Origin of the sequence: Corynebacterium sp. KPL1818, assembly GCF_000478135.1 — a bacterium.
GTDB classification, from domain to species: domain Bacteria; phylum Actinomycetota; class Actinomycetes; order Mycobacteriales; family Mycobacteriaceae; genus Corynebacterium; species Corynebacterium accolens.
Map to the genome: position 1 here is coordinate 425177 of NZ_KI515760.1, position 19645 is coordinate 444821.

The following is a 19645-nucleotide window of genomic DNA, read 5'->3' on the forward strand; positions in this document are numbered from 1 at the left end:
TCGCCTGGGCTGGGGTTCCCATTAGCTGCGGATTAGTTATTAGATGCGCCAGCCAAAGCGCTCACGAATGAGATCTTGGTTGTCGCGGAAGAAGTTGTAGAAGGCCTTGAAGGTGATGCCAAGGACCGCAGGCAAGACCAGGGCCCAAGGATTAAACGAGTTGCCCGCAGGAGCTGACGGCTTAGATGGCTCGGACGGCTTCGAGGGCTTGGAAGGCTTAGACGGTTTCGAGGGCTTGGCCGAGTCCGAAGGCTTGTCGGACGGCTTCTCGGACGGCTTTTCCGATGGGGCATCGGAAGGCGCATGCGTAGAACAAGACTTCACCGCGTCATCACCAATGGCAAAGGTCAACGTCTGTGGCTCGGATGCAAGTTCTTTGCCATCGGTGGTACTTGCCGTATAGGTTGCCTCGAACGTGTAGATTCCTGGCTTGGTAAAAGCCCAATGGGTATGCCTATGCGATGCGAAAGTGGTCTCGATCGTGTGGTCGTCTTCGGCGGAATTGGCAAGGACGTCATATCCGACACCCCTGGCCTTATCGATATATGCGCCCCACTCAGCGCCCTCTGGTGTGTGCGTGGGCTTGAGGTTCAAATTGACCGTGCCATCTTTCATCTTGGAGTAATCCAATTTTTCGGTGTTATACCCCGGCCAGATGATGGCTTGGTTCTGCGTTTGTGGCAGGTGGTAAAAACGGTCACCGATATTGCCAAGGAAATCGAATTTCTTATCACCCAGCTGCATGCCGCGAGGAGTAAGCGCGTTATTGTGCACGCCAAGCACTACGTCATCTAGCGAGCGGTCTACCGAGTTCTTATCAATTTGTCCTGTGTCATCACGAAGGACGGTACGGAAACCATCGTCTGTAGGCAGTGCCTTGATATCGACGTGCCCACGGTCAAGTACCTGCTTTTCGCTGCAGCGCTGAGCTTCCTCGTCCTGTGGCGGTTGAGATGGTGCCGGCGTATCACCGGGCGCGGGTGAATCGCTGGGTGCGGATGAATCGCCGGCCCCAGGCTTTTCGCCTGGAGTAGCGGTGTTCCCGTCCGCGCTGGTAGAAAGCTCGTCTTTTACTTCGTAGTTTTCATCGAATTTGTAGGACTCGGTCAGCACCGTGCTTCCGTGACCGGCCTTGACAGTTGAGTGCGGGAAGACGTTGACTTTGGCAGTGTAGTTTTCAGAGTACCTACCGAAGGTAAAAGTGGCTTCTCCGTGGCCCTTGGTAATCGCTGCTTCCACCGAAGTAGAGGATTTCTCGTCGTTCTTGTTTTTGTAGAGACCACCAGTCATCACGCCGCTGAAGTTTTTATCATCCATGTCGATGATAATTTTGGTTCCTTCTTCACCCTGTTTGCGCATCCGCACCGTATAGCCGGTTTCTTGCAGCGTTACCTCTTCGGTAGGAGCCAGCTGGCGCGGATTCTCGGTTTCTTCCCACTTCTCTTCGGTAGTGGAAGAATCGGTGTGGGCGGGAGAGCCGGGGGTAAATTTCACCTGCTGCGAAATCCAGCGCGGTGCATCGTCTTCTGGGGTAAAGACGGCCTGGATATTGGACGATTCTGGGCCCATGTACTCATCCCACTCGGCGTGGCCATCGGTGACGGGCAGATCGGTGAGGAAGTAGCCATCGATAAGCAGCGTAAGCGTACCGGATGCCTTATTCTTTGCATCAAAGGAAATGGTGGTGAGCTTATCGTCACCGTCCTTTTCCAGGTTCTGCTTTTTGTCCATGCTCAGGCTGTAGCCAGCAGCGGCGGCATCACCGGAGGAGGATTTATCGAAACGTTCCTTGAGGCTCGGAGTCTTTTCATCCTTTGGCTTTTGACCACCCACTTGGTAGCTGGTGGTCTGCGGTTCACTGGCCACGAGTTGCCCATCCGCCGTGCGCGCGGTGGTGCGAAAGGTCAAGCGATAACGGCCGGGCTTGGTAAAGAGCGTGTAGTTGTGAGTGTGGCTACCACGTTCGAGAAATGCAGAGTGTGGTGAGTCCTCGAACGAACCCAGCATGCGATTGAGATCGGTGCCGTCTTTATCGTCCTTATTGGTAAAAAGCTCCACGTCCCCTGGGCCATCCACGCTTAAAAGATCGAGGAAGGCGATGTTGTTGCGGAAACTTTCCACGGGAAGCCCCTTTGAACCGAATCCGATCCAGATGGGCTGTTGGTTAGCGGAGGCTTGCCACGGGGCAGTGTAGTACGGGGTGCCTGGGTCGCCGATGTAGTCCTGCGTACCGTTTTGCGGCAGGGAATACATAAAGTTCTGGTGGCGCTTACCGTCCTCATCTTCGCGGGTATAGCCTTTGCCTACCCAGGCAACGGTGTCATCGATAAGCGGGGTTTGACCGGAAAATTCGGATTTCAGCAGGAAGTTGTCGTTTTCCCAAAAGCTCTTGGGGGAGTCGACGTGGGTTTGGGCCGCGATTTTTTTGCCATCGTCTGGACCGGCGTAGGCGGTAGCCGGGGTAATCAGCGCGATCGTGCTGAGCGCGGCCATGAAGCGGATACGAGGAGAAGCCACCAGCGCGTTACCTTTCTGCAGTTGTCAGTAGTTCACTCCGAAACTATAGAAAATGATTCCTATTACTGGATAATCAACTGAAACCGGTTCCCGTTTACCTGTGGGTTTATAATGAATACCGTTATCGTCTACCCCCGTTTGTGTGTATTTGTGTTGGCGGGTGCACACTTTTAGGTATGTGAGTGAGGTGCTGGTTTGGGCTGGTGCGGACTGTGTCCCCCGGCTCCACTACGATGGTGGCCATGACTGAAGTTCGCGTTAGATTTTGCCCTTCTCCCACTGGCACCCCGCACGTTGGCATGGTGCGTACGGCCCTGTTCAACTGGGCCTATGCCCGCCACACCGGCGGAAAGTTGATTTTCCGAATCGAAGATACTGATGCTGCCCGCGACTCGGAAGAGTCCTACCAGGCCATCATTGATTCCTTGACCTGGCTCGGATTGGGCTGGGACGAGGGCGTCAATGTAGGCGGCCCGCATGAACCGTACCGGCAGTCTCAGCGCATGGACATTTACAAGGATGTCCTGAACAAGCTTATCGATGCCGGCCATGTCTACCCCGCATATTCCACCGCCGAAGAGGTAGAAGAGCGCCACCGGGCTGCAGGCCGTGACCCGAAGCTGGGGTACGACAACTACGACCGTGACCTTACTCGGGAACAGATTGACGCCTTTGAGGCGGAAGGCCGCAAGCCCGTCTGGCGCCTGCGCATGCCGGACAAGGATTGGTCCTGGACCGACCTTGTACGTGGTGAGATGTCCTTCAAGTCCGAAACGCAGCCTGACTATGTGGTGGCGCGCTCCAACGGCGCCCCGCTCTACACCCTGGTCAACCCAGTGGATGACGCGCTGATGCGGATTACCCACGTGCTACGCGGTGAGGACCTGCTCTCGTCCACCCCGCGCCAGCTGGCCATGTATGAGGTGCTGAAGGAAATTGGCATCGCGGAATTTACCCCAGAGTTTGGACACCTTCCCTTCGTGATGGGCGAGGGGAAGAAAAAGCTGTCCAAGCGCGACCCACAGTCCAACCTCTTCAACCACCGCGATAACGGCATCATCCCAGAGGGCATGCTCAACTACCTGTCGCTGTTGGGCTGGTCTTTGTCTGCGGATCAGGACATCTTCAGCATGGACGAGCTAATTGAGAACTTCGATGTCAATGATGTTCTGGGCAACCCTGCGCGCTTTGATCAGAAGAAGCTCGAGGCGATCAACGCCGATCACATTCGCCTGCTCGAACCCGAGGAATTTGCCTTCCGTCTGCGCAACTACCTAACGGAATACACCGACTTCCCGGCCGATTATGACGGCGAGAAATTCGCCTTCGCCGCGGACCTGGTGCAAACGCGCATTAAGACACTTGCCGATGCCTACGGGTTACTCAGCTTCCTTATCACCCCCGATGCTGAGCTCACCCTGGATGAAAAGGCGGCCAAGAAGAACCTGAAGGAGGACGCCGTCCAGCCGCTTGAGGTGGGCATTGACACCCTTGAAGCGGTAGAGGAGTGGAAGACCGACGCTATCGAGGCAGCGCTGTCCAAGGCGCTCATCGAGGATCTAGAGCTTAAGCCGCGCAAGGCCTACGGCGCGCTGCGTGTAGCCATCTCCGGCGCTCAGGTGTCGCCGCCGCTCTTTGAGTCCATGGAGCTTCTGGGTAAGGAGTCCACCTTGGCGCGCCTACGCGCTGCCCGCGAGGCAACTCCGTACGTTCCGGCCGCCGAGTAATACCGGAACCGTCCGAAGCCTGACGGAGAAAGCCCACTAAAGCGGCGGATGAACATCGAACTTACACAGATGTCATCCGCCGCTTTATTTTATCTCTAAGAAAACGCCTAAAAATGCCGGTTGTGCTGGCGATTTGGAGCATTGGGCAACGATCATTATAGTTATAACACGTTGCAGCGAGCAAGGGAGCGCAGCCGGTAACGGTGCGGTTCCAAGCGAGTGAGCAAATGGCCTATGGTGTAATTGGCAACACAGCGGTTTCTGGTACCGCCATTCTAGGTTCGAGTCCTGGTAGGCCAGCAGTGAAAATGCTTTTAAAGCAGGCTCACTAGTTCTATGCCCCGTTCGTCTAGAGGCCTAGGACGCCGGCCTCTCACGCCGGTAACACGGGTTCGAATCCCGTACGGGGTACAAATAAAATAATTCCTCCAGCCACTGCGGTTGGAGGAATTTTTCGTATGTGCGCTCGCGGATTAATCGGGAACTCAGCGGCTCTTAACCGGGGGATTTACCGGAGCGAATTCCCGCACTATCTGCTGATTTGTATTGTGTTTACCCATCGTTTACTGTTTAACGAGTCCGCAACAAGCGAGTTAATTGCCAGCACAGCTTTTGATTTGCCTGCCACGCGCGAACGAGCCCCGTTCGTCTAGCGGCCTAGGACGCCGGCCTCTCACGCCGGTAACACGGGTTCAAATCCCGTACGGGGTACATATATTGGCTGCGAGCTTTAACGCTCGCAGCCTTTTTCTTTTGCCGTTTTCTTCTCGCGCCTCCAGGAGAGCTTAAACGGCTCTCGCTGCGCCCCATTGAACATCGCGCTTTGGGGAGAGCACGATGGGCGAGGTGGGGGCATCGGAAAGCGCCTGCTTTAGCCGCAGCCCGCCCTTCGCGCTCACGAACTCAGCGAGGACTGGGGCGGGGTCAGCTGCCTGTGAGCGCCAAGGGAGGGGGATGGGTCCGCCACCGCAAAAACAACGCCCAGCGAGCCTCTCAGGCTGCACTGGGCGTTGTGTGTAGGCGTGTGGCTAGGCCATGACCTTCGTCTTCTTAATCGCCTTCTGGAGGCGCTTGTGATAGTTATCCATGGCGGGGCGCAAGAACAGGCCGAGGATAAGCGCCGGGATGGCGAAGAGAAGGAGCATGCCGAGCTCGCGGAGGATATCGGCCTCATAAATGCCGGCGATGGCGCTGCGGAATGCGTCGATGCCATAGGTGGCCGGCAGCCATGGGCTGACATTTTGGAACCATTCTGGAAGCAGTGGCAGGGGATAGGCGCCGCCGGAACCGGAGACTTGGATAACCAAGAGCAGCACCGCGAGGGCCTTGCCCGCGCTATCGAATGTGATAACCAGTGAATAGATTATCAACATAAACACCAGTGTGATTATCCACGAGGCAAAGAGCATCATGAATGGGTGCTCGGGCTCGATCTCCACGAAGAAAATCAGGCTGAGGACCACAAGGGTGGATTGGGCGATGCCGATGAGCCCGAAGGTGATGAAGCGGCCCAAGAAGACTTGGTTCCTGGTGAAGTGATCCTTCTTGTCGAGGTTTTCGTTCTTCTTCAAGTACTTGCGTTCGGCGTTGGTGTGTACCAGCACGCAGGCGAGTAGGGCGCCGACCCACAGTGAGAGCGTGAGGTAGAACGGCGTCATGCCAACACCGAAGGCGGCAACCTCGTAGATGGGCTGGCGGTCCACATTGACCGGTGAGGCGATGCGGGAGGCCAGTAGCTCTGGATCATCGCCGATGAGATCGGCGAGCTGGCTGAGATCGCCGCCGTCGCGGATCTCATCGATCTTTTGGCTGAGCTCACCAAAGCGGGCCGCCTGCTGCTGCAGGGTGCCGGATAGGCCGGCGGTCATATCGCGGGCGCGGACGAGGGCATCGTTGTCATTGGAGATGGTATTGCGGACGCCCGCGATATCGCGCTTGACCGCATCGATATCGTTGGCCACCGTGCCCACGCTATCGCCCAAGGCTGCTAACTGCGGTTTGAGGTTGGAGTTATAGGAGTTGCGGGCGTTTTGTACGGCCTGCTTGGCGCTGGCAATCGCAGCTTGGGTTTGTTGCTTGGACTCTTGGGACTTTCCGCCGTTGTCGATGTTATTGGCCGTGGAGGTCAAAGAATCGTGCAGCGCATTGCTTTGGGCGATGCTGGCATCGAGTTGCCCCATGACGGCCTTATATCCCGCTGCCACAGGGGCGGGAAGATTGACCTTATCGGCTTCTTTTTGGATGCTGTCCTTCACACCTTGGAAAGCAGCGGTTTGCTGTCCCACGCGGTCCGCGGCAGTGCGGAAGGTCTGGGCAGTTTGCGCGGAGGTGGCGCTGGCGTTGTTGAGCAATTCCTCAATCTGCAAGGATAGGGCCTCGTAGCTCTGCGTGGTCGCGGCAAGGGACGCGTCCAAAGAACCAGTGGACTCATCCAGCGTGGATTTGAGGATGTCGATGGGGGACTCGCCGTTGTCATTCGCGGTGCTGGAGGCCTGGTTTCCCGCCTCATTCAGGATGTTATTGGCGGCTCGGGTCAGCGGAATGGTGGAATCAACCAGATTACTTAGCGCCATTACCGTGCCTGAGGCCGCATCGAGGCGCGATTGCACCGTGTTGACGCGGTGGTGCACGTTATTGAGCGCGGCTTGGGTTTCGCCCTCATCCAAGTACTGGTCCAATGAGGAAATGACGCCGAGGCCCACATTGGATACGACGCGGGTGAAGGACTCGTCGATCTTTTCGATCACGCCGGTAGCGCTGCGCTGGGTAATCGTGGTCGACAGCGCGTTCTTCTTCTCGTTGGTGTAGAGATTCAGCTTGCTCGGCTCGGTGCCTTCCACATAGAAGGTAAGGAGGTTGGCGCTAAAGTCCTTGGGCAAGACGATGCCGGCGTAGTACTCGCCGGACTTGGTGCCCTCAATGGCATCGTCGCTATTGGTAAGGACCCAGTTGATCTCGTCATTGCGGCTGAGCTGGGATAAGACCTCATCGCCTAGGTTGAGTTTGAGCGAAGCTAGGTCGCTTTGGTGCCCCTCGTCCTCACTGGCGACGGCGATTTTGAGCTGTTTGGTATTGGCAAACGGGTCCCAGCTGGCGAGCACGTTAAAGGTGGTAAAAAGCAGCGGGATAATGGCGAGGCCGAAAATGATGACGGCGGTCATTACGTTGCCACGGATGGCCTTGAGGTCATCGCGGAGAATGGTCAGGATGTTGTTCATGACTTATCTCCCTTTCCGGATTCTTCGCCGCCGTCGGCGGGCTTATCTGTAGTATCGCCCTGCGATTGTGGGGTAGAAGATATTTCGGCGTGTTTATCCGACTGCACATCTTCTAACCGATACTGATTGGGGTTTCGGCGTTGATGCTCAAGGTGCTGCTGGATTTCCTCATCGCTCAGATCTGCCAGGCGGTTATCGTGCGCGATGCTTTGCTTCATGTATTCCAGCGAACAAATGGTCGCGACCGCAATCAGCGCCACGAGGCAGGCAATGCCGAAGATGATCGCCTTTTGATCCGGCATGAACCGGGAGCAAATAACGAGCACAGTAACCAAGGCCAAGCCAATGGCAATGGTCAGCTTCATCAACTGAGAATAATTCTTCCGCGCGGTCATCCACTTGGTATCCAAGCTCTTTTGGTACCCCTCGCGGTCCGCGGAGGCATACAACAGATCAGTGAAGCGGTAGCGGCTGCCGATGAGGTGGACCTGCTCGTTGATGACGAGCCCGCCCTTGGCCAGCTCGTCATTGACCAGCATGGTGACGTTGGACAACCCGCGCCTTAAGAAGGTGCCCATGAGGTAGGCGATAGCCGCCATGCCGGTCAGCGCGGCGATATCGCGGATGTAATGGGTGCCGTAGAACCCGCCCACGGTCTCGCGCATGGCATCGATGCCGTAGGTAAAGGGCAAGAAGGGGTGGACGGCGCGGAAGAAGTCCGGCGTCATCTCGATGGGATACAGGCCCGATGCGCCGGGAATTTGGATGAAGGCGAGGACCACCGCGATACCGCGGCCCACGTGGCCAAATGTCGAGACCAAGCCATAGGTAATGCTGAGGTAGCACAGGCTGATGAATACGGAGGTAAGGACATAGGCGGTGGCGCTGACGTGCTCCACGCCAATGACCAAGTTACCGATGGACACGATTAGCGCCTGGGCAATGGCGAAAAAGCCGAGGAGCAAGAAGCGTGCGAAATACGCCTTGTTGATGGTCAGATCCCGGCGGCCCTGTGGGTCAACCTCGGCGCGGAAAATGATCAGGAGCATGAAGGCACCGATCCACAGTGTGAGGTTGATAAACAGCGAGGACATGCCGGAGCCGTAGTGGGTAACGGGGAAGACTGCGTGGCTTTCCATCTCTGCGGGCGAGGAGAGGAAGGAAGATACGTGGTCCGTATCAAGGCCATTGACGGACTTCAGCACGGTGTTATTAGTGGCCGTGTTGCTCAAGGCAATGACATCGGTCCGCGCGGAACGCAGGCCTTCCTCGACGCGGTCCAGGTCGACCGAGAAGCGCTTTACCACTTCTTGGGCGTGGGTCAGCTGCTCGTCGACGCCCCCGAGAAGCCCGTCCGTTTGCCCAACCAGCGCCTTCTGGCTGTTGAGCGAGGCGGATAGGCGTCCGGCGGTTGCGGAGACATTAGAAAGCGCGGAATTGAGCTTAGGCAGGCCGTTGGCCACGTCATCGTGGAGTCCATGGGAATCATCGCGCGCTTGGGCGGCCATGGAATTGAGCAATTCCGAGGTCTTATTCAGCGAATCCAGGGTGGCATTCGTATCGCTATTGAGGGAATCGAGCTCGCCTAGCACCGCGCGGTTTTGGTTATTGCGGTCGCGCAGCTCAGAGACCGACTGGTTGATCTGCTGGGATACCTCTGGGGGAAGGGCCGGCAGGGCAGCGACACCGGCCAATTGGTCGATGGCCTTATCGGCTTGACCGAGAATGCCCTGTGCGCCGTCGGTGGCGGCGTCGACGCGGTTAAGGGCGCCGTTTAACTTCCCTGTGACAGAACCGATATTGGCATTGGCGTTCGCGGTGCCATCGGCAAGCGCAGTCGTGCCTTGGATATAAGCGGCGGTGGCATCGTCAGCGAAGGAGGTTACTTCCTTTTGCACCTCGTCGGTCAAGGCGGTGACCTGGTTTAAGGCCTGCTGCGCGTCATCGATCGTGGTCTGCACGGAGCCTAGGGACTTGCGCGCCTGCGCGATGGTGGGGCGGGCATCGTCGATAGTAGCCGTGACATCCGTGAGGGAATTGCGGGAATTGGCCACGGTATCGGCGGTCTCTGAAAAGGAATTAGCGGTATTGCCCGCGGTGCTATTGATCTTATCGCTGAGATCGCCGCCGGAATTCCTCAGCTCGGTAGCTACTGATTTCGCGACGTTTTCATTAAACGTGGCGCTAATCGTGGTTTCGAGGGTAGAAGAACCGGAGTCAGTGACCTTGGGGGCAATGGCATTGATCTTCTCATTGACCTGATACTCCAAGGTGGGCTGAGAGTATGTGCCTTCGAAGAGACTGACAAAGTCAGAGGAAAAATCCTCCGGGACAATGATGGAGGCAAAAACGTCGCCGGATTTCGCCGCGTGCTCGGCTTCGCCGCGGTCCATAAACTGCCAGCCGAGTTTGTCGTTGTTGTGCAGCTTTTCCATCATCTGCCCGCCGACGTCAATATCGCCGGTGAGATCTGACGAGGCACCCTTGTCCTCATTCACCACGGCTACCTTGAGGTGTTCGGTATTGCCATAGGGATCCCAAAAACCGGAGACGTTGACCCAAGAATATAAGGCAGGGGTAATCATCAAACCGATGAGAATCACCCAGACTTGTGGCGTCCGCCACAGGCGGACGAAGTCTTGGAGAAAAAGCTTCCAACTAGTAATCACTCGAAAGACCGTAGCACCGAAACGGTGTTAACTAATAGTCAAGCAGGCAGATTCCGCGAAATTGATAGCTTGGTTACCTCCCAGTCCCCCGTGCCTCGCGCACCAATGCGGCTAGGGTTAATAAAAGGTTAATTCACGCTGGGCTAATGCATGGAAAAGCGCCGCGATAATCCGTGCATCAAAGTGGCGGATTATCGCGGCGCTCGGGCGCTGCGGGGCGCTTGGCGGCGAGGCTTAGTGCTCGTCGTAGTGATCGCCGTGAGCGGCGTGGCGGTGGCCGTCGTGGATGTAGTCAACGTGGTCGCCGTGGGGGACGGCAACGTGGCCGCAGCCTTCGCCGTGGGTGTGCTCGCTGTGTGGCTCAGCCTCGACGTGCTCGTTGGTCTCGCATTCGTCCCAGTGGCCTTCGTGCTCGCGGTGGATGTGGCCATCGTGGACGAAGTCGGTGTGGTCCTTGTGTGGGAAAGCAACGTGGCCGCAGCCTTCGCCGTGGGCGTGCTCGTGTTCAGTGTGGGTTGTGTGAGTCATAATCATGAATCCTTTCCGTGTCTTGGTCGGGGAGTGACCTTCTCGTTTTCACTCTGTTTTCATTAAATCATGTTTTCAGTTCGGTTTCAATAGCGTGCGGGAGATTTTCGATATTTCTTCAATAGGCCACGATGGGGTGGGGTATGCAGGGGTGAGACGTGACAATGCCCTGGGCCGGTGGGAGGTCCAGGGCGTTGGTTAGGCGTTGGGGAAGCTAGAGCAGCTCTGAAAGTTCTTGGGCGGCGGAGGTAAGAAGGTGGGCGTATTTCTTGGCGGGCGAGGGGCGGAAGCGCTCAGCGGAGCCTGAGATAGACAGCGCTGCGCGAAAAACGCCAGAAGAATCAAAGACGGGGGCGGAAATGGAAGCTAGGCCAGCTTCGCGTTCCTCGATGGATTCTGCATAGCCTTGGCGGCGGGCAGCTTCCACCTCGGCGGTGCTGAATTGCGCGGCGTCAAGGGGGAAATCCACGTAGCCGGCGATGATGCGTGCTGCAGAACCAGAGGTTAGTGGCAGCTGTCGTCCCACCGGAACCACGTTGTGTAGGCCGGATTTGGGTTCGCGAGTGGCAATGCAGGTGCGGGTGGTTCCCGTGAACTCATAGAGCTGAATGGACTCACCGGTGCGGTTGAGGAGCTGATCCATGATGGGGCCTGCGACTTCTAAGATGTGATCGCGGTTGCCGGGGAGTGCTGGACCTGCCTTCCACTTTCCTTCAGGGGTGCGCACGAGGATACGGTGTGCTTCTAACGCGGTGGCTAGTCGGTGCGTCGTTGCCCGAGGTAGTCCCGTGGTTTCACATAACTCATTAAGGGTCGATGGATGGTTTGCGGCGGCCATCATGATGGCCATTGCACGATCTAGTACCTTAATGCCGGAAACTGCGCTATACTCTCCCATATAATGAAATCTACGTCCCAAATTATGAGATTTCAAGTGTGGAGTGATGTTTATGAACCAGCAGCTGACCTTGGCAGAAAAAGTATGGCGTGACCACGTTGTCCAGCAGGGCGACGCGGGCGCACCAGACCTTATCTATATTGACTTTCAACTTTTGCACGAAGTTACCAGTCCGCAGGCCTTCGATGGGCTGCGCCTGCAAGGCCGCACAATGCGGCACCCGGAATTGCACCTGGCAACCGAGGATCACAACGTGCCAACGGAAGGCATTAAATCCGGCAACCTCTTAGAGATTAAAGATGAGATATCGCGCACCCAAGTTTCTACCTTGCGCAAGAACTGCGAAGAATTTGGCGTGCGGTTGCACTCGATGGGTGATGAGCAGCAAGGAATCGTGCACACCGTTGGCCCACAACTGGGCATTACTCAGCCCGGCATGACTATTGTGTGCGGCGATTCGCATACCTCGACCCACGGTGCGTTCGGCTCCATCGCCATGGGCATCGGCACCTCAGAGGTAGAGCACGTCATGGCTACCCAGACGCTATCTTTGAAGCCATTTAAGACGATGGCCGTCGAAGTCACCGGCGAATTGCAGGAAGGCGTCTCCGCAAAGGACCTCATCCTGGCGATCATCGCCAAGATCGGCACCGGTGGCGGCCAAGGCTACATCATCGAATACCGCGGTGAAGCCATCCGAAAGATGTCCATGGAAGCCCGCATGACCATCTGCAATATGTCCATTGAGGCCGGCGCTCGTGCCGGTATGGTTGCGCCCGATGAAACGACGTTTGAGTACGTCAAGGGTCGCGAGTTCGCTCCTAAGGGCGCCGACTGGGATGCCGCGGTGGAGTACTGGAAGACGCTGCCTACTGACGATGGCGCCGAATTCGATCGCGTCGTAGAAATCGACGGATCAGCGTTGACACCATTTGTGACGTGGGGAACGAACCCGGGCCAAGGCCTGCCGCTGGGCGAAACCGTGCCGGATCCAGAAGATTGCGGCGATGACAATTCCAAGGCCACCGTGAAAAAGGCCTTGGAGTATATGGACCTGCAACCAGGAACCCCACTGCGCGATATCAAGATCGATACCGTCTTCGTGGGATCGTGCACCAATGCCCGCATCGAGGATCTGCGCGCCGCCGCCGAGGTGGTCAAGGGCCGCACCATCGATGCCAATACGCGCATGATCGTGGTTCCTTCCTCCGCGGTGGTTAAAGCCGATGCGGAAAAGGAAGGCCTCGACCAAATCTTCCAGGAGTTCGGTGCAGAGTGGCGCACGGCGGGATGCTCCATGTGTCTGGGCATGAACCCTGATCAACTGAAACCAGGGGAGCGGTCTGCATCCACGTCCAATCGTAACTTTGAAGGCCGGCAGGGCCCTGGCGGGAGAACCCACCTCGTTTCCCCACAGGTTGCTGCCGCTACCGCCGTCACCGGATACCTGTCCAGCCCGGCTGACCTGAAATAAGCACGCGAGAAAGGTTGAAATAATGGAGAAATTTATCACCCATACCGGCACCGGAGTCCCGCTTCGGGCATCCAACGTGGATACGGACCAAATCATTCCCGCGCGCTATCTCAAATCGGTCAAGCGTACGGGCTTTGCGGAGGGCCTGTTTTCCAACTGGCGCTCTGATTCCACCTTCGTACTTAACCAAGAGCAGTTCAAGGACGGCTCCGTTCTCTTTGCAGGGCGCGACTTTGGCACCGGTTCCTCTCGCGAGCACGCAGTATGGGCCCTGCGCGAATACGGCTTCAAAGCAGTGTTCTCCTCGCGTTTTGCGGATATCTTCCGTGGCAACTCGGGAAAGTCTGGTCTGCTTACGGGGCTGATGGAACAAGAGGACATCGAGCTTATTTGGAAGCAGTTGGAGGCAGGGGAAACCCAAGTCACGGTCGATCTGGAGGCGCGCACCGTTCAGGTTGGTGAAAACACCTACTCATTCGATATTGATGACTATACGCGCTGGCGCCTGATGGAGGGCCTCGATGACATCGGCATCACCCTGCGCAATGAAGAAGCGATCACGAACTTCGAGAACTCCCGCGCCAGCTTTAAGCCGGCGGTTCACCCGGAATAGCGGCAGCACCGTAGCCGTGAAACCGGATTATCCACTATTGTCTGCGGTATGACTTCGCCTTATTCCGGTTCAAGCGACCATGATGGATATAATCCCTATTCCCAGCAGCCCTATTCAAATGGGCAGCCGGGATTCTCCGGCGAGCCGCCCGCCCCAGGCGGCATTGATACCGTCAGCATCATCGGCGATAGCTTCCGCTATTTCGGACGCAATTGGGTGCCGTGGCTTTTTGCCCCGCTTGTGCAGATGGTCGTCCTTTTTGTCGCTTACGTCGTAATCGCCGTAGTCTTTGCCGCCGGTGGCGGATCCCTTTCCATCGAGGCGTCGACCGAGGGAGCCTTAGACGGTTCCCTTGGCGTACTGGGCATGCTGTTACTTATTCTCGGGGTAATAGCCCTGTTAGTTATTTATCTGTGGGCAAACGCCATCTGGTACCAAGCCGCTACTAAGCAGGTCAACGGCCAGGACTTAACTTTCGGAGATTTCTTTACCTTTAAGGGCATGGGCGGCATCATGCTGGCTTACCTGGTGACCAGCGTGGTCATCGGCATCGGCTTTGTCTTGCTCATAATCCCCGGGCTTTTCGCCCTGTTCTTCTGGTGGTGGGTCCCAGCCGTCAAGGCAGCACGCCCTGACCTAGGCCTAGGGTCCTGCTTCACGCTTTCCGCGGGTATCGCAAAGAGGAACATCGGCACCACCTTCCTGGTGGGCATCGTTCTCATCATCCTTTACATGGCGCTGGGCTCAACCGTGGTGGGCGTCGTCGTGCTGCCGGGGCTCATGGCCTTGGCCCCCACCCTCTTCGTGCGCCGGAACCTCGGCATGCGCGGCTAAGGGCTAGGGGCTCGCGCGGCCCGAGCTATCTAGCGCACCGGCAGGGGGCTAGGAAGATAATCTGCCCCGGTTAATTCACCATTATTGAAGGACAAGACCCACACCGAGGCCTTTTTAAACTTCAATTCCTCCTGTGGCTTCTTGAGGAATTGCGGCGCCAAATCCTCGATGATGCCGGGGATGGTCTGTCCCTGGCTGATAATGACCGGCACCCCGCCGTCTTCAACTACGCGGCGGAAAGCCTTCTTGGCGGCCGCCGGGTTCTTTTCCCATGCCTCGTCGCCAAAGTCCTTATTAATGGCGATGTCCTTGCCCAGTTCGTCGGCAAGCGGCGCGGCGGTTTGCTGGCACCGGTGCGGGCGAGCGGAATAGATCGCGGTGGGATGATAGGCCGCCAGCATGGGCACGAGCATTTCTGCTTGCCGACGCCCCTTCTTATCCAAAGGCCGCAGGTTGTCATCGCCCTCCCACTTTTTGCGGTCGTGGGCGTGGGCGTGGCGAACATACAATACGCGCGTTGTGGGGGCGAGCTGCAGCCGCTTTTGTGCCTTGGAGACGACGTCGTTGTCCACGTCATAGGACAAAAGTTGCTGTGCTTGGTCAATGGGCACCCAGCGCAGCTCATCGGTCTCATCATTGGGGGTATAGGTGCCGCTGAGGTAGAACGCCGCCCAGTAATAGACCACCTTGGTGCGCCCCTGCACGGGGTAGGTGACCTTGCCAATCAACTTGCCCAGGCGTACGTGGAAGCCGGTTTCTTCCTCAATTTCGCGCGCCGCGGTGGTAGGCAGGGATTCGCCTGGATCCACCTTTCCCTTGGGCAGGGACCAATCATCATAATGCGGGCGGTGGATGAGTGCGATCTCTGGGTTCGCGGGGTCGCCGCGCCAGACTACGGCACCGGCGGCAAGGGTAGTGCGGGGAAACTCCTTGGCAGGATCCACCGGAATTTCCTGGTGCCGGCCGGAAATGAATTTTTCGGACTTTTTATCTTTATCGGTCTCGTGCATCTTCTTCGCGCTCGGCATAGCTTTTCGTACCTTTCTTCGGTGACTGAAAAATTGGCGTTAACCTCATCATCATTGTTCCACGGGGGAGATCCCTGCCGCATCCTTGCCACGCCCAGAGCAATAAATGCCTTAAGGTGGAGCTAATAGGAAAAACGTTTGGAGGAAGCCATGGTAAAAGTAGCGGTAATGGGTGCCGGTTCCTGGGGCACCACCTTGGCCAAGGTATTTGCGGACGCAGGAAACGATGTCACCCTGTGGGCGCGCCGGACCGAGTTGGCGGAAGCGATCAATGAAACGCATACCAACCCTGACTACCTGCCGGATGTCCACCTTCCGGCGGCACTGCGCGCCACGCACGATGAGGAAGAGGTGCTTTCCGGCGCGGATATCGTGGTCTTCGGTGTGCCATCGCAGTCCCTGCGCGCCAACGTGGAGCGCTGGGCACCCGTATTGCCCGAGGATTCCACGCTGGTCTCCATTTCCAAGGGCGTAGAAACCAGCACGCTCAAGCGCATGAGCGAAGTCATCGTGGATGCAGCGGGTGTGGATCCGCAGCGCGTGGCGGTTCTATCTGGGCCCAACCTGGCCAAAGAAGTAGCAGCGGGGCAGGTTACGGCCACGGTCATCGCCTGCACCGACGAAGAGCGCGCCAAGGCGGTGCAGGCGGCCATCGCCGCGCCCTACTTGCGGCCCTATACAAATACCGATGTCATCGGCGCGGAGATCGGTGGCGCGTGCAAAAACGTCATCGCCTTGGCCTGCGGCATGGCCTCGGGCAAGGGCTTGGGCAATAACACCATGGCCACGATGATTACCCGCGGCCTGGCGGAAATTACGCGCCTGGGCACGGCCTTGGGGGCGGAGCCATTTACCTTTTCCGGCCTGGCGGGTTTGGGTGATTTGGTCGCCACGTGTAACTCCACGCTCTCGCGCAACAGGACCTTCGGTTACCGCCTCGGTCAAGGTGGCAGCCTAGAAGAAGCGAAGGCGGCCACCAATGGCCAGGTGGCAGAAGGCGTGTTTTCCTCTGATTCCATCTTCCGCCTAGCCCAGCAGGCTGGGGTAGAGATGCCCATTACGGAAGCCGTCTACGGCGTGTGTCATCAGGGCATGGCTGTAGACGATATGATCATTGCCCTTATGGGTCGCTCCAAGAAGTCGGAGTAGCAGAAAGGTAAAATCATCGCCCATGACTGAAAAGACCCGCGTGGCCGTCCTTTACGGTGGCCGCAGTACCGAGCACTCCGTGTCCTGCGTATCCGCAGGCGCAATTATGAAGCACCTCGACCCGGAAAAATTCGAGGTGGTGCCCATCGGCATTACGCGCGAGGGCACGTGGACGCCGGGCGATACCGAGGGCTTAGAAATCGTCGATGGCGTCATGCCTGAGGTCAAGCGCGGCACAGAGTTGGCGCTTTCTGCGGATCCAACGCGTAAGGGCGAAATCCGCACGATTAGTGACGGTTCGCTGTATGCCCAGGTTGACGTTATCTTTCCCATTCTCCATGGACCCTATGGTGAAGACGGCACTATGCAGGGGCTTTTCGAGCTCTCCGGAATCCCTTATGTGGGCCCCGGCGTATTGGCGTCCTCGGTGGGAATGGACAAGGAATTTACCAAGAAGATTTTATCCGCAGCGGGCCTGCCGGTGGCACCAGAGGTCATCGTGCAGGGGCGTATGGAATTAACCGCGGAAGAAAAAGAACGGCTTGGCCTGCCGGTATTCGTCAAGCCTGCCCGCGGGGGCTCCTCGATTGGCGTCTCCAAGGTCAGCGACTGGGCGGATTTCCCAGAAGCCGTGCGTATTGCCTTGGAAGACGATGACAAGATTTTGGTCGAGCCAGAAATCGTCGGCCGCGAGGTAGAGGTCGGCGTCCTGCAATACCCAGATGGCGAGCTTATTGCCTCTGTGCCGGCGCTGCTTAAGGGCATCGATGACTCCGATGAAGGGTTTTATGGTTTTGAGACCAAATACCTAGATAACGTGGTCACGGCCCAAATTCCCGCGCCTTTCCCAGAAGAACTCACGGCGCAATTGCGCGATATGGCGATTCGGGCCTTCAAAGCGCTCAACTGCGCAGGCCTTTCCCGCGTGGATTTCTTCGTTACCGAAGAGGGCCTGTACATCAACGAGGTCAATACCCTGCCGGGATTTACCCCGATTTCCATGTACCCGCAGGTGCTGGCGGCCTCCGGCGTGGATTACCCCACGCTGCTTGAGGTACTCATCGCCAGCGCAGAGGCCCGCACCGCGTAGGTCTGCGGCTTCCTTTACCTTTCTGGAACGTGCTTCGCGGTGATATCGCTGAGCGCCACCAGTGCTGCCTGTGCGGAATCCTGCGGGGCGTGCAGCGCTAGGTAATTCTCGCGGCCGAGCGCAAACCAGGTTCCTGCGGTCGTGCCTTGGGCCAAGGTCGTATCCTCAAACCAGGCAATATCGTTGACCTGCTGGAGCTGCACGCCCGCCTCGTAATTTTCTGGCTGGGCGATACCACAGCGCGCGACGATGTCCTCGTGCCCCTCAGAGCTCCACACGTAGGTGTCCTTATCGTCCACCTCGCGGCGGTGGTAGCCATCCGCAATCTCATCCGGTAGCGCCTTTTCTACCGCGGTACAGCGGTCATTTTTTGCCGCCATAAGATCGCGCAAGGGTGCCGGGTGGGTCTCGGCCGGCTTGTTCTCCAGGGTGGCAACGGGCTCGTTGAGGTCCTGCGGCTTTTCATCATTAAAGGTCGTGACCGCCACGACGGGGAAGCGCTGGGTCGAATACCAGGTAGAGAGGTTAGAACCAGAGGTCGCATCCTTGACCTTGAACCACTGCTCACCATCGACGTCTTGCGTCGTGGAGTAATCGGTGTACTGGAAGGGCATGGCAACACCGCAGCGCGCCGTCACCTTTTCCTGGGAGTTAGCGGCCCAGGCGGCAACGCCGGCGGGGACGGGCTCTGCAATATCGGCGCGCGGTTGGCCCATGGCTTCATCGGGAAGCGCATGCACAAAGTCCGTGCACGCCTGTGAATCGGCCTCTGGCGAATCCACCGGGGAGACCGCCACGGGGGCCTTGGCCGTGTTTGTGAATACGTATTTCGCGCCGAAAAGGACCGCTAGAACCATCACTATGGACAACCCAAGTGAAATGAAGATCGCGGTGCGGTTAAATTGGGATGTCATAGGGGTTCATTTTATCGAAAGGATGCCGGTGAACTTAAGTCAGACTCTCGCAGACGTGGGGGAGCAGGCGGTGATTCGAGAAATCACAGCGGCCGCTCCCAGCAGCTTGAATGGGGATGATGCTGCTGTGCTTTTCGCGGCACCGCCCAATTCGCGCACGGTGGCCTCTACCGATCTGATGGTAGATGGCCGCCACTTCCTGCGGGAATGGTCCACCCCGCGCGAAATCGGTAAGAAGGCCATCCTGCGCAACTTCGCCGATATCGAGGCCATGGGCGCGCGCCCAGTGGCGGCCCTTTTAGCCATCGCCGCACCGGGTGATACGCCGGTGAGTTTTGTCAGGGGCGTGGCTAAGGGCATCGCCGAGCATTGCTCTTTCTACAACGCCGAGCTGGTGGGCGGGGATATTACGAAATCGGACCTGCTGGTTATCAACATCACCGCCATCGGCTTTTTGGGCGGCAGCCGGGCAGCATTGACCCTTGATGCGGCGCGCGCGGGCCAGAAGGTCGTGGCCCACGGCGAGATTGGCCACGCCGCGGCGGGGCTGTCCTTGCTGCAGCGCTTTGGCCGCGACCTGCCTGCAGAGCATGCGGATTTGTACCCGCTTATTGATGCCCAATGCGCCCCCTGGCTCAGCCCCGGCCGCGGCGTTATCGCCCGCGCCGCTGAGGTTACGGCCATGACTGATAATTCCGATGGTCTCATCCAAGACTGTGGAACCATGGCGCAGCGCTCTGGGGTACACATCGATTTGGATGCCGATGCCATCCAGCCCGATCCGCTCCTGCACGCCGCGGCCGCCGTCCTCGATTGCGATCCGTGGCAGTGGGTCCTTGCCGGCGGCGAGGATCATACCCTGATCGGAACCACCGCAAAGCAGGCGCCTTCAGGCTTCCGGGAAATCGGCACCGTCTCGCGCGGCAGCGGCGTTACGGTGGATGGTAAACAACCCCGTTATGCAGAAGGGTGGGCAGGATTTTAGA

14 protein-coding genes and 3 tRNA genes are annotated in these 19645 nt (G+C 57.8%); 10 read left to right on the forward strand and 7 right to left on the reverse strand.

Going from position 1 to position 19645, the window contains the following annotated elements:
- Window positions 1–39: 39 nt before the first annotated feature.
- Window positions 40–2517 (reverse strand): choice-of-anchor M domain-containing protein, encoded by a 2478-nt coding sequence (locus tag HMPREF1261_RS11600; RefSeq protein WP_023031093.1) that lies wholly within the window; start codon window positions 2515–2517, stop codon window positions 40–42.
- 233 nt (window positions 2518–2750) lie between these two features.
- Here HMPREF1261_RS11600 and gltX point away from each other — a divergent pair, with 233 nt between their 5' ends.
- From gltX to HMPREF1261_RS11620, 4 genes are all read left to right on the forward strand, one after another.
- Window positions 2751–4244: a glutamate--tRNA ligase gene (gltX, locus tag HMPREF1261_RS11605; RefSeq protein WP_084538557.1), complete on the forward strand. Its 1494-nt coding sequence runs from the start codon at window positions 2751–2753 to the stop codon at window positions 4242–4244.
- 228 nt (window positions 4245–4472) lie between these two features.
- Window positions 4473–4544: transfer RNA gene (locus tag HMPREF1261_RS11610), tRNA-Gln, on the forward strand.
- 38 nt (window positions 4545–4582) lie between these two features.
- Window positions 4583–4655, forward strand: a tRNA-Glu gene (locus HMPREF1261_RS11615).
- A 227-nt stretch (window positions 4656–4882) separates the two neighbouring features.
- A tRNA-Glu gene (locus HMPREF1261_RS11620) sits at window positions 4883–4955 on the forward strand.
- A 317-nt stretch (window positions 4956–5272) separates the two neighbouring features.
- Here HMPREF1261_RS11620 and HMPREF1261_RS11625 read toward each other — a convergent pair.
- From HMPREF1261_RS11625 to HMPREF1261_RS11640, 4 genes are all read right to left on the reverse strand, one after another.
- On the reverse strand, window positions 5273–7462 hold the full coding sequence (locus HMPREF1261_RS11625) for a YhgE/Pip domain-containing protein (protein ID WP_023031095.1): 2190 nt from the start codon (window positions 7460–7462) through the stop codon (window positions 5273–5275).
- Window positions 7459–10131: a YhgE/Pip domain-containing protein gene (locus tag HMPREF1261_RS11630; RefSeq protein WP_023031096.1), complete on the reverse strand. Its 2673-nt coding sequence runs from the start codon at window positions 10129–10131 to the stop codon at window positions 7459–7461. Before HMPREF1261_RS11630 ends, HMPREF1261_RS11625 begins: the two co-directional genes overlap by 4 nt.
- A 234-nt stretch (window positions 10132–10365) precedes the next feature.
- Complete coding sequence (locus tag HMPREF1261_RS11635; RefSeq protein WP_023031097.1) at window positions 10366–10659, reverse strand: hypothetical protein; 294 nt, start codon at window positions 10657–10659, stop codon at window positions 10366–10368.
- A gap of 214 nt (window positions 10660–10873) precedes the next feature.
- Window positions 10874–11557, reverse strand: a complete 684-nt coding sequence (locus HMPREF1261_RS11640) for an IclR family transcriptional regulator (RefSeq protein WP_023031098.1) — start codon at window positions 11555–11557, stop codon at window positions 10874–10876.
- Between the two features lie 52 nt (window positions 11558–11609).
- On the opposite strand from HMPREF1261_RS11640, the gene leuC reads away from it, so the two are divergent.
- Genes leuC through HMPREF1261_RS11655 form a run of 3 tightly spaced genes read left to right on the forward strand, consistent with a single transcriptional unit; the run spans window position 11610 to window position 14478 of the window.
- A complete protein-coding gene (leuC, locus tag HMPREF1261_RS11645; RefSeq protein ID WP_023031099.1) occupies window positions 11610–13031 on the forward strand; it encodes a 3-isopropylmalate dehydratase large subunit in 1422 nt (473 codons plus the stop codon).
- A gap of 22 nt (window positions 13032–13053) precedes the next feature.
- Window positions 13054–13644: a 3-isopropylmalate dehydratase small subunit gene (gene leuD / locus HMPREF1261_RS11650; RefSeq protein WP_023031100.1), complete on the forward strand. Its 591-nt coding sequence runs from the start codon at window positions 13054–13056 to the stop codon at window positions 13642–13644.
- Window positions 13645–13692: 48 nt separating this feature from the next.
- Window positions 13693–14478, forward strand: a complete 786-nt coding sequence (locus HMPREF1261_RS11655; protein ID WP_023031101.1) for a hypothetical protein — start codon at window positions 13693–13695, stop codon at window positions 14476–14478.
- A 29-nt stretch (window positions 14479–14507) separates the two neighbouring features.
- Here HMPREF1261_RS11655 and HMPREF1261_RS11660 read toward each other — a convergent pair whose 3' ends face one another.
- Entirely contained in the window at window positions 14508–15506 is a 999-nt protein-coding gene (locus HMPREF1261_RS11660; protein WP_023031102.1) for a bifunctional NUDIX hydrolase/histidine phosphatase family protein, read from the reverse strand.
- 150 nt (window positions 15507–15656) lie between these two features.
- Between HMPREF1261_RS11660 and HMPREF1261_RS11665 the strand changes: the two genes are divergently transcribed.
- Window positions 15657–16655 (forward strand): NAD(P)H-dependent glycerol-3-phosphate dehydrogenase, encoded by a 999-nt coding sequence (locus tag HMPREF1261_RS11665; protein WP_023028733.1) that lies wholly within the window; start codon window positions 15657–15659, stop codon window positions 16653–16655.
- Window positions 16656–16677: 22 nt separating this feature from the next.
- Complete coding sequence (locus HMPREF1261_RS11670) at window positions 16678–17745, forward strand: D-alanine--D-alanine ligase family protein (protein WP_023031103.1); 1068 nt, start codon at window positions 16678–16680, stop codon at window positions 17743–17745.
- Window positions 17746–17759: 14 nt separating this feature from the next.
- Here the strand turns inward: HMPREF1261_RS11670 and HMPREF1261_RS11675 are convergent, their stop codons facing one another.
- Window positions 17760–18659, reverse strand: a complete 900-nt coding sequence (locus tag HMPREF1261_RS11675; protein WP_023031104.1) for a DUF3515 domain-containing protein — start codon at window positions 18657–18659, stop codon at window positions 17760–17762.
- Here HMPREF1261_RS11675 and HMPREF1261_RS11680 point away from each other — a divergent pair.
- Window positions 18607–19644, forward strand: coding sequence for a thiamine-phosphate kinase (locus tag HMPREF1261_RS11680; protein ID WP_034658411.1), 1038 nt, complete (start codon window positions 18607–18609; stop codon window positions 19642–19644). The two genes, HMPREF1261_RS11675 and HMPREF1261_RS11680, sit on opposite strands and share 53 nt — an antisense overlap.
- Window position 19645: the final 1 nt, after the last annotated feature.

Bases quoted from the DNA above. Each gene is read 5' to 3' on its own strand.
- HMPREF1261_RS11655 (WP_023031101.1), top strand. From the start codon at position 13,693: ATGACTTCGCCTTATTCCGGTTCAAGCGACCATGATGGATATAATCCC.
- leuC (WP_023031099.1), top strand. From the start codon at position 11,610: ATGAACCAGCAGCTGACCTTGGCAGAAAAAGTATGGCGTGACCACGTT.
- HMPREF1261_RS11665 (WP_023028733.1), top strand. From the start codon at position 15,657: ATGGTAAAAGTAGCGGTAATGGGTGCCGGTTCCTGGGGCACCACCTTG.
- HMPREF1261_RS11640 (WP_023031098.1), bottom strand. From the start codon at position 11,557: ATGGGAGAGTATAGCGCAGTTTCCGGCATTAAGGTACTAGATCGTGCA.
- HMPREF1261_RS11625 (WP_023031095.1), bottom strand. From the start codon at position 7,462: ATGAACAACATCCTGACCATTCTCCGCGATGACCTCAAGGCCATCCGT.
- HMPREF1261_RS11635 (WP_023031097.1), bottom strand. From the start codon at position 10,659: ATGACTCACACAACCCACACTGAACACGAGCACGCCCACGGCGAAGGC.
- leuD (WP_023031100.1), top strand. From the start codon at position 13,054: ATGGAGAAATTTATCACCCATACCGGCACCGGAGTCCCGCTTCGGGCA.
- gltX (WP_084538557.1), top strand. From the start codon at position 2,751: ATGGTGGCCATGACTGAAGTTCGCGTTAGATTTTGCCCTTCTCCCACT.
- HMPREF1261_RS11670 (WP_023031103.1), top strand. From the start codon at position 16,678: ATGACTGAAAAGACCCGCGTGGCCGTCCTTTACGGTGGCCGCAGTACC.
- HMPREF1261_RS11675 (WP_023031104.1), bottom strand. From the start codon at position 18,659: ATGACATCCCAATTTAACCGCACCGCGATCTTCATTTCACTTGGGTTG.
- HMPREF1261_RS11660 (WP_023031102.1), bottom strand. From the start codon at position 15,506: ATGCCGAGCGCGAAGAAGATGCACGAGACCGATAAAGATAAAAAGTCC.
- HMPREF1261_RS11680 (WP_034658411.1), top strand. From the start codon at position 18,607: ATGGACAACCCAAGTGAAATGAAGATCGCGGTGCGGTTAAATTGGGAT.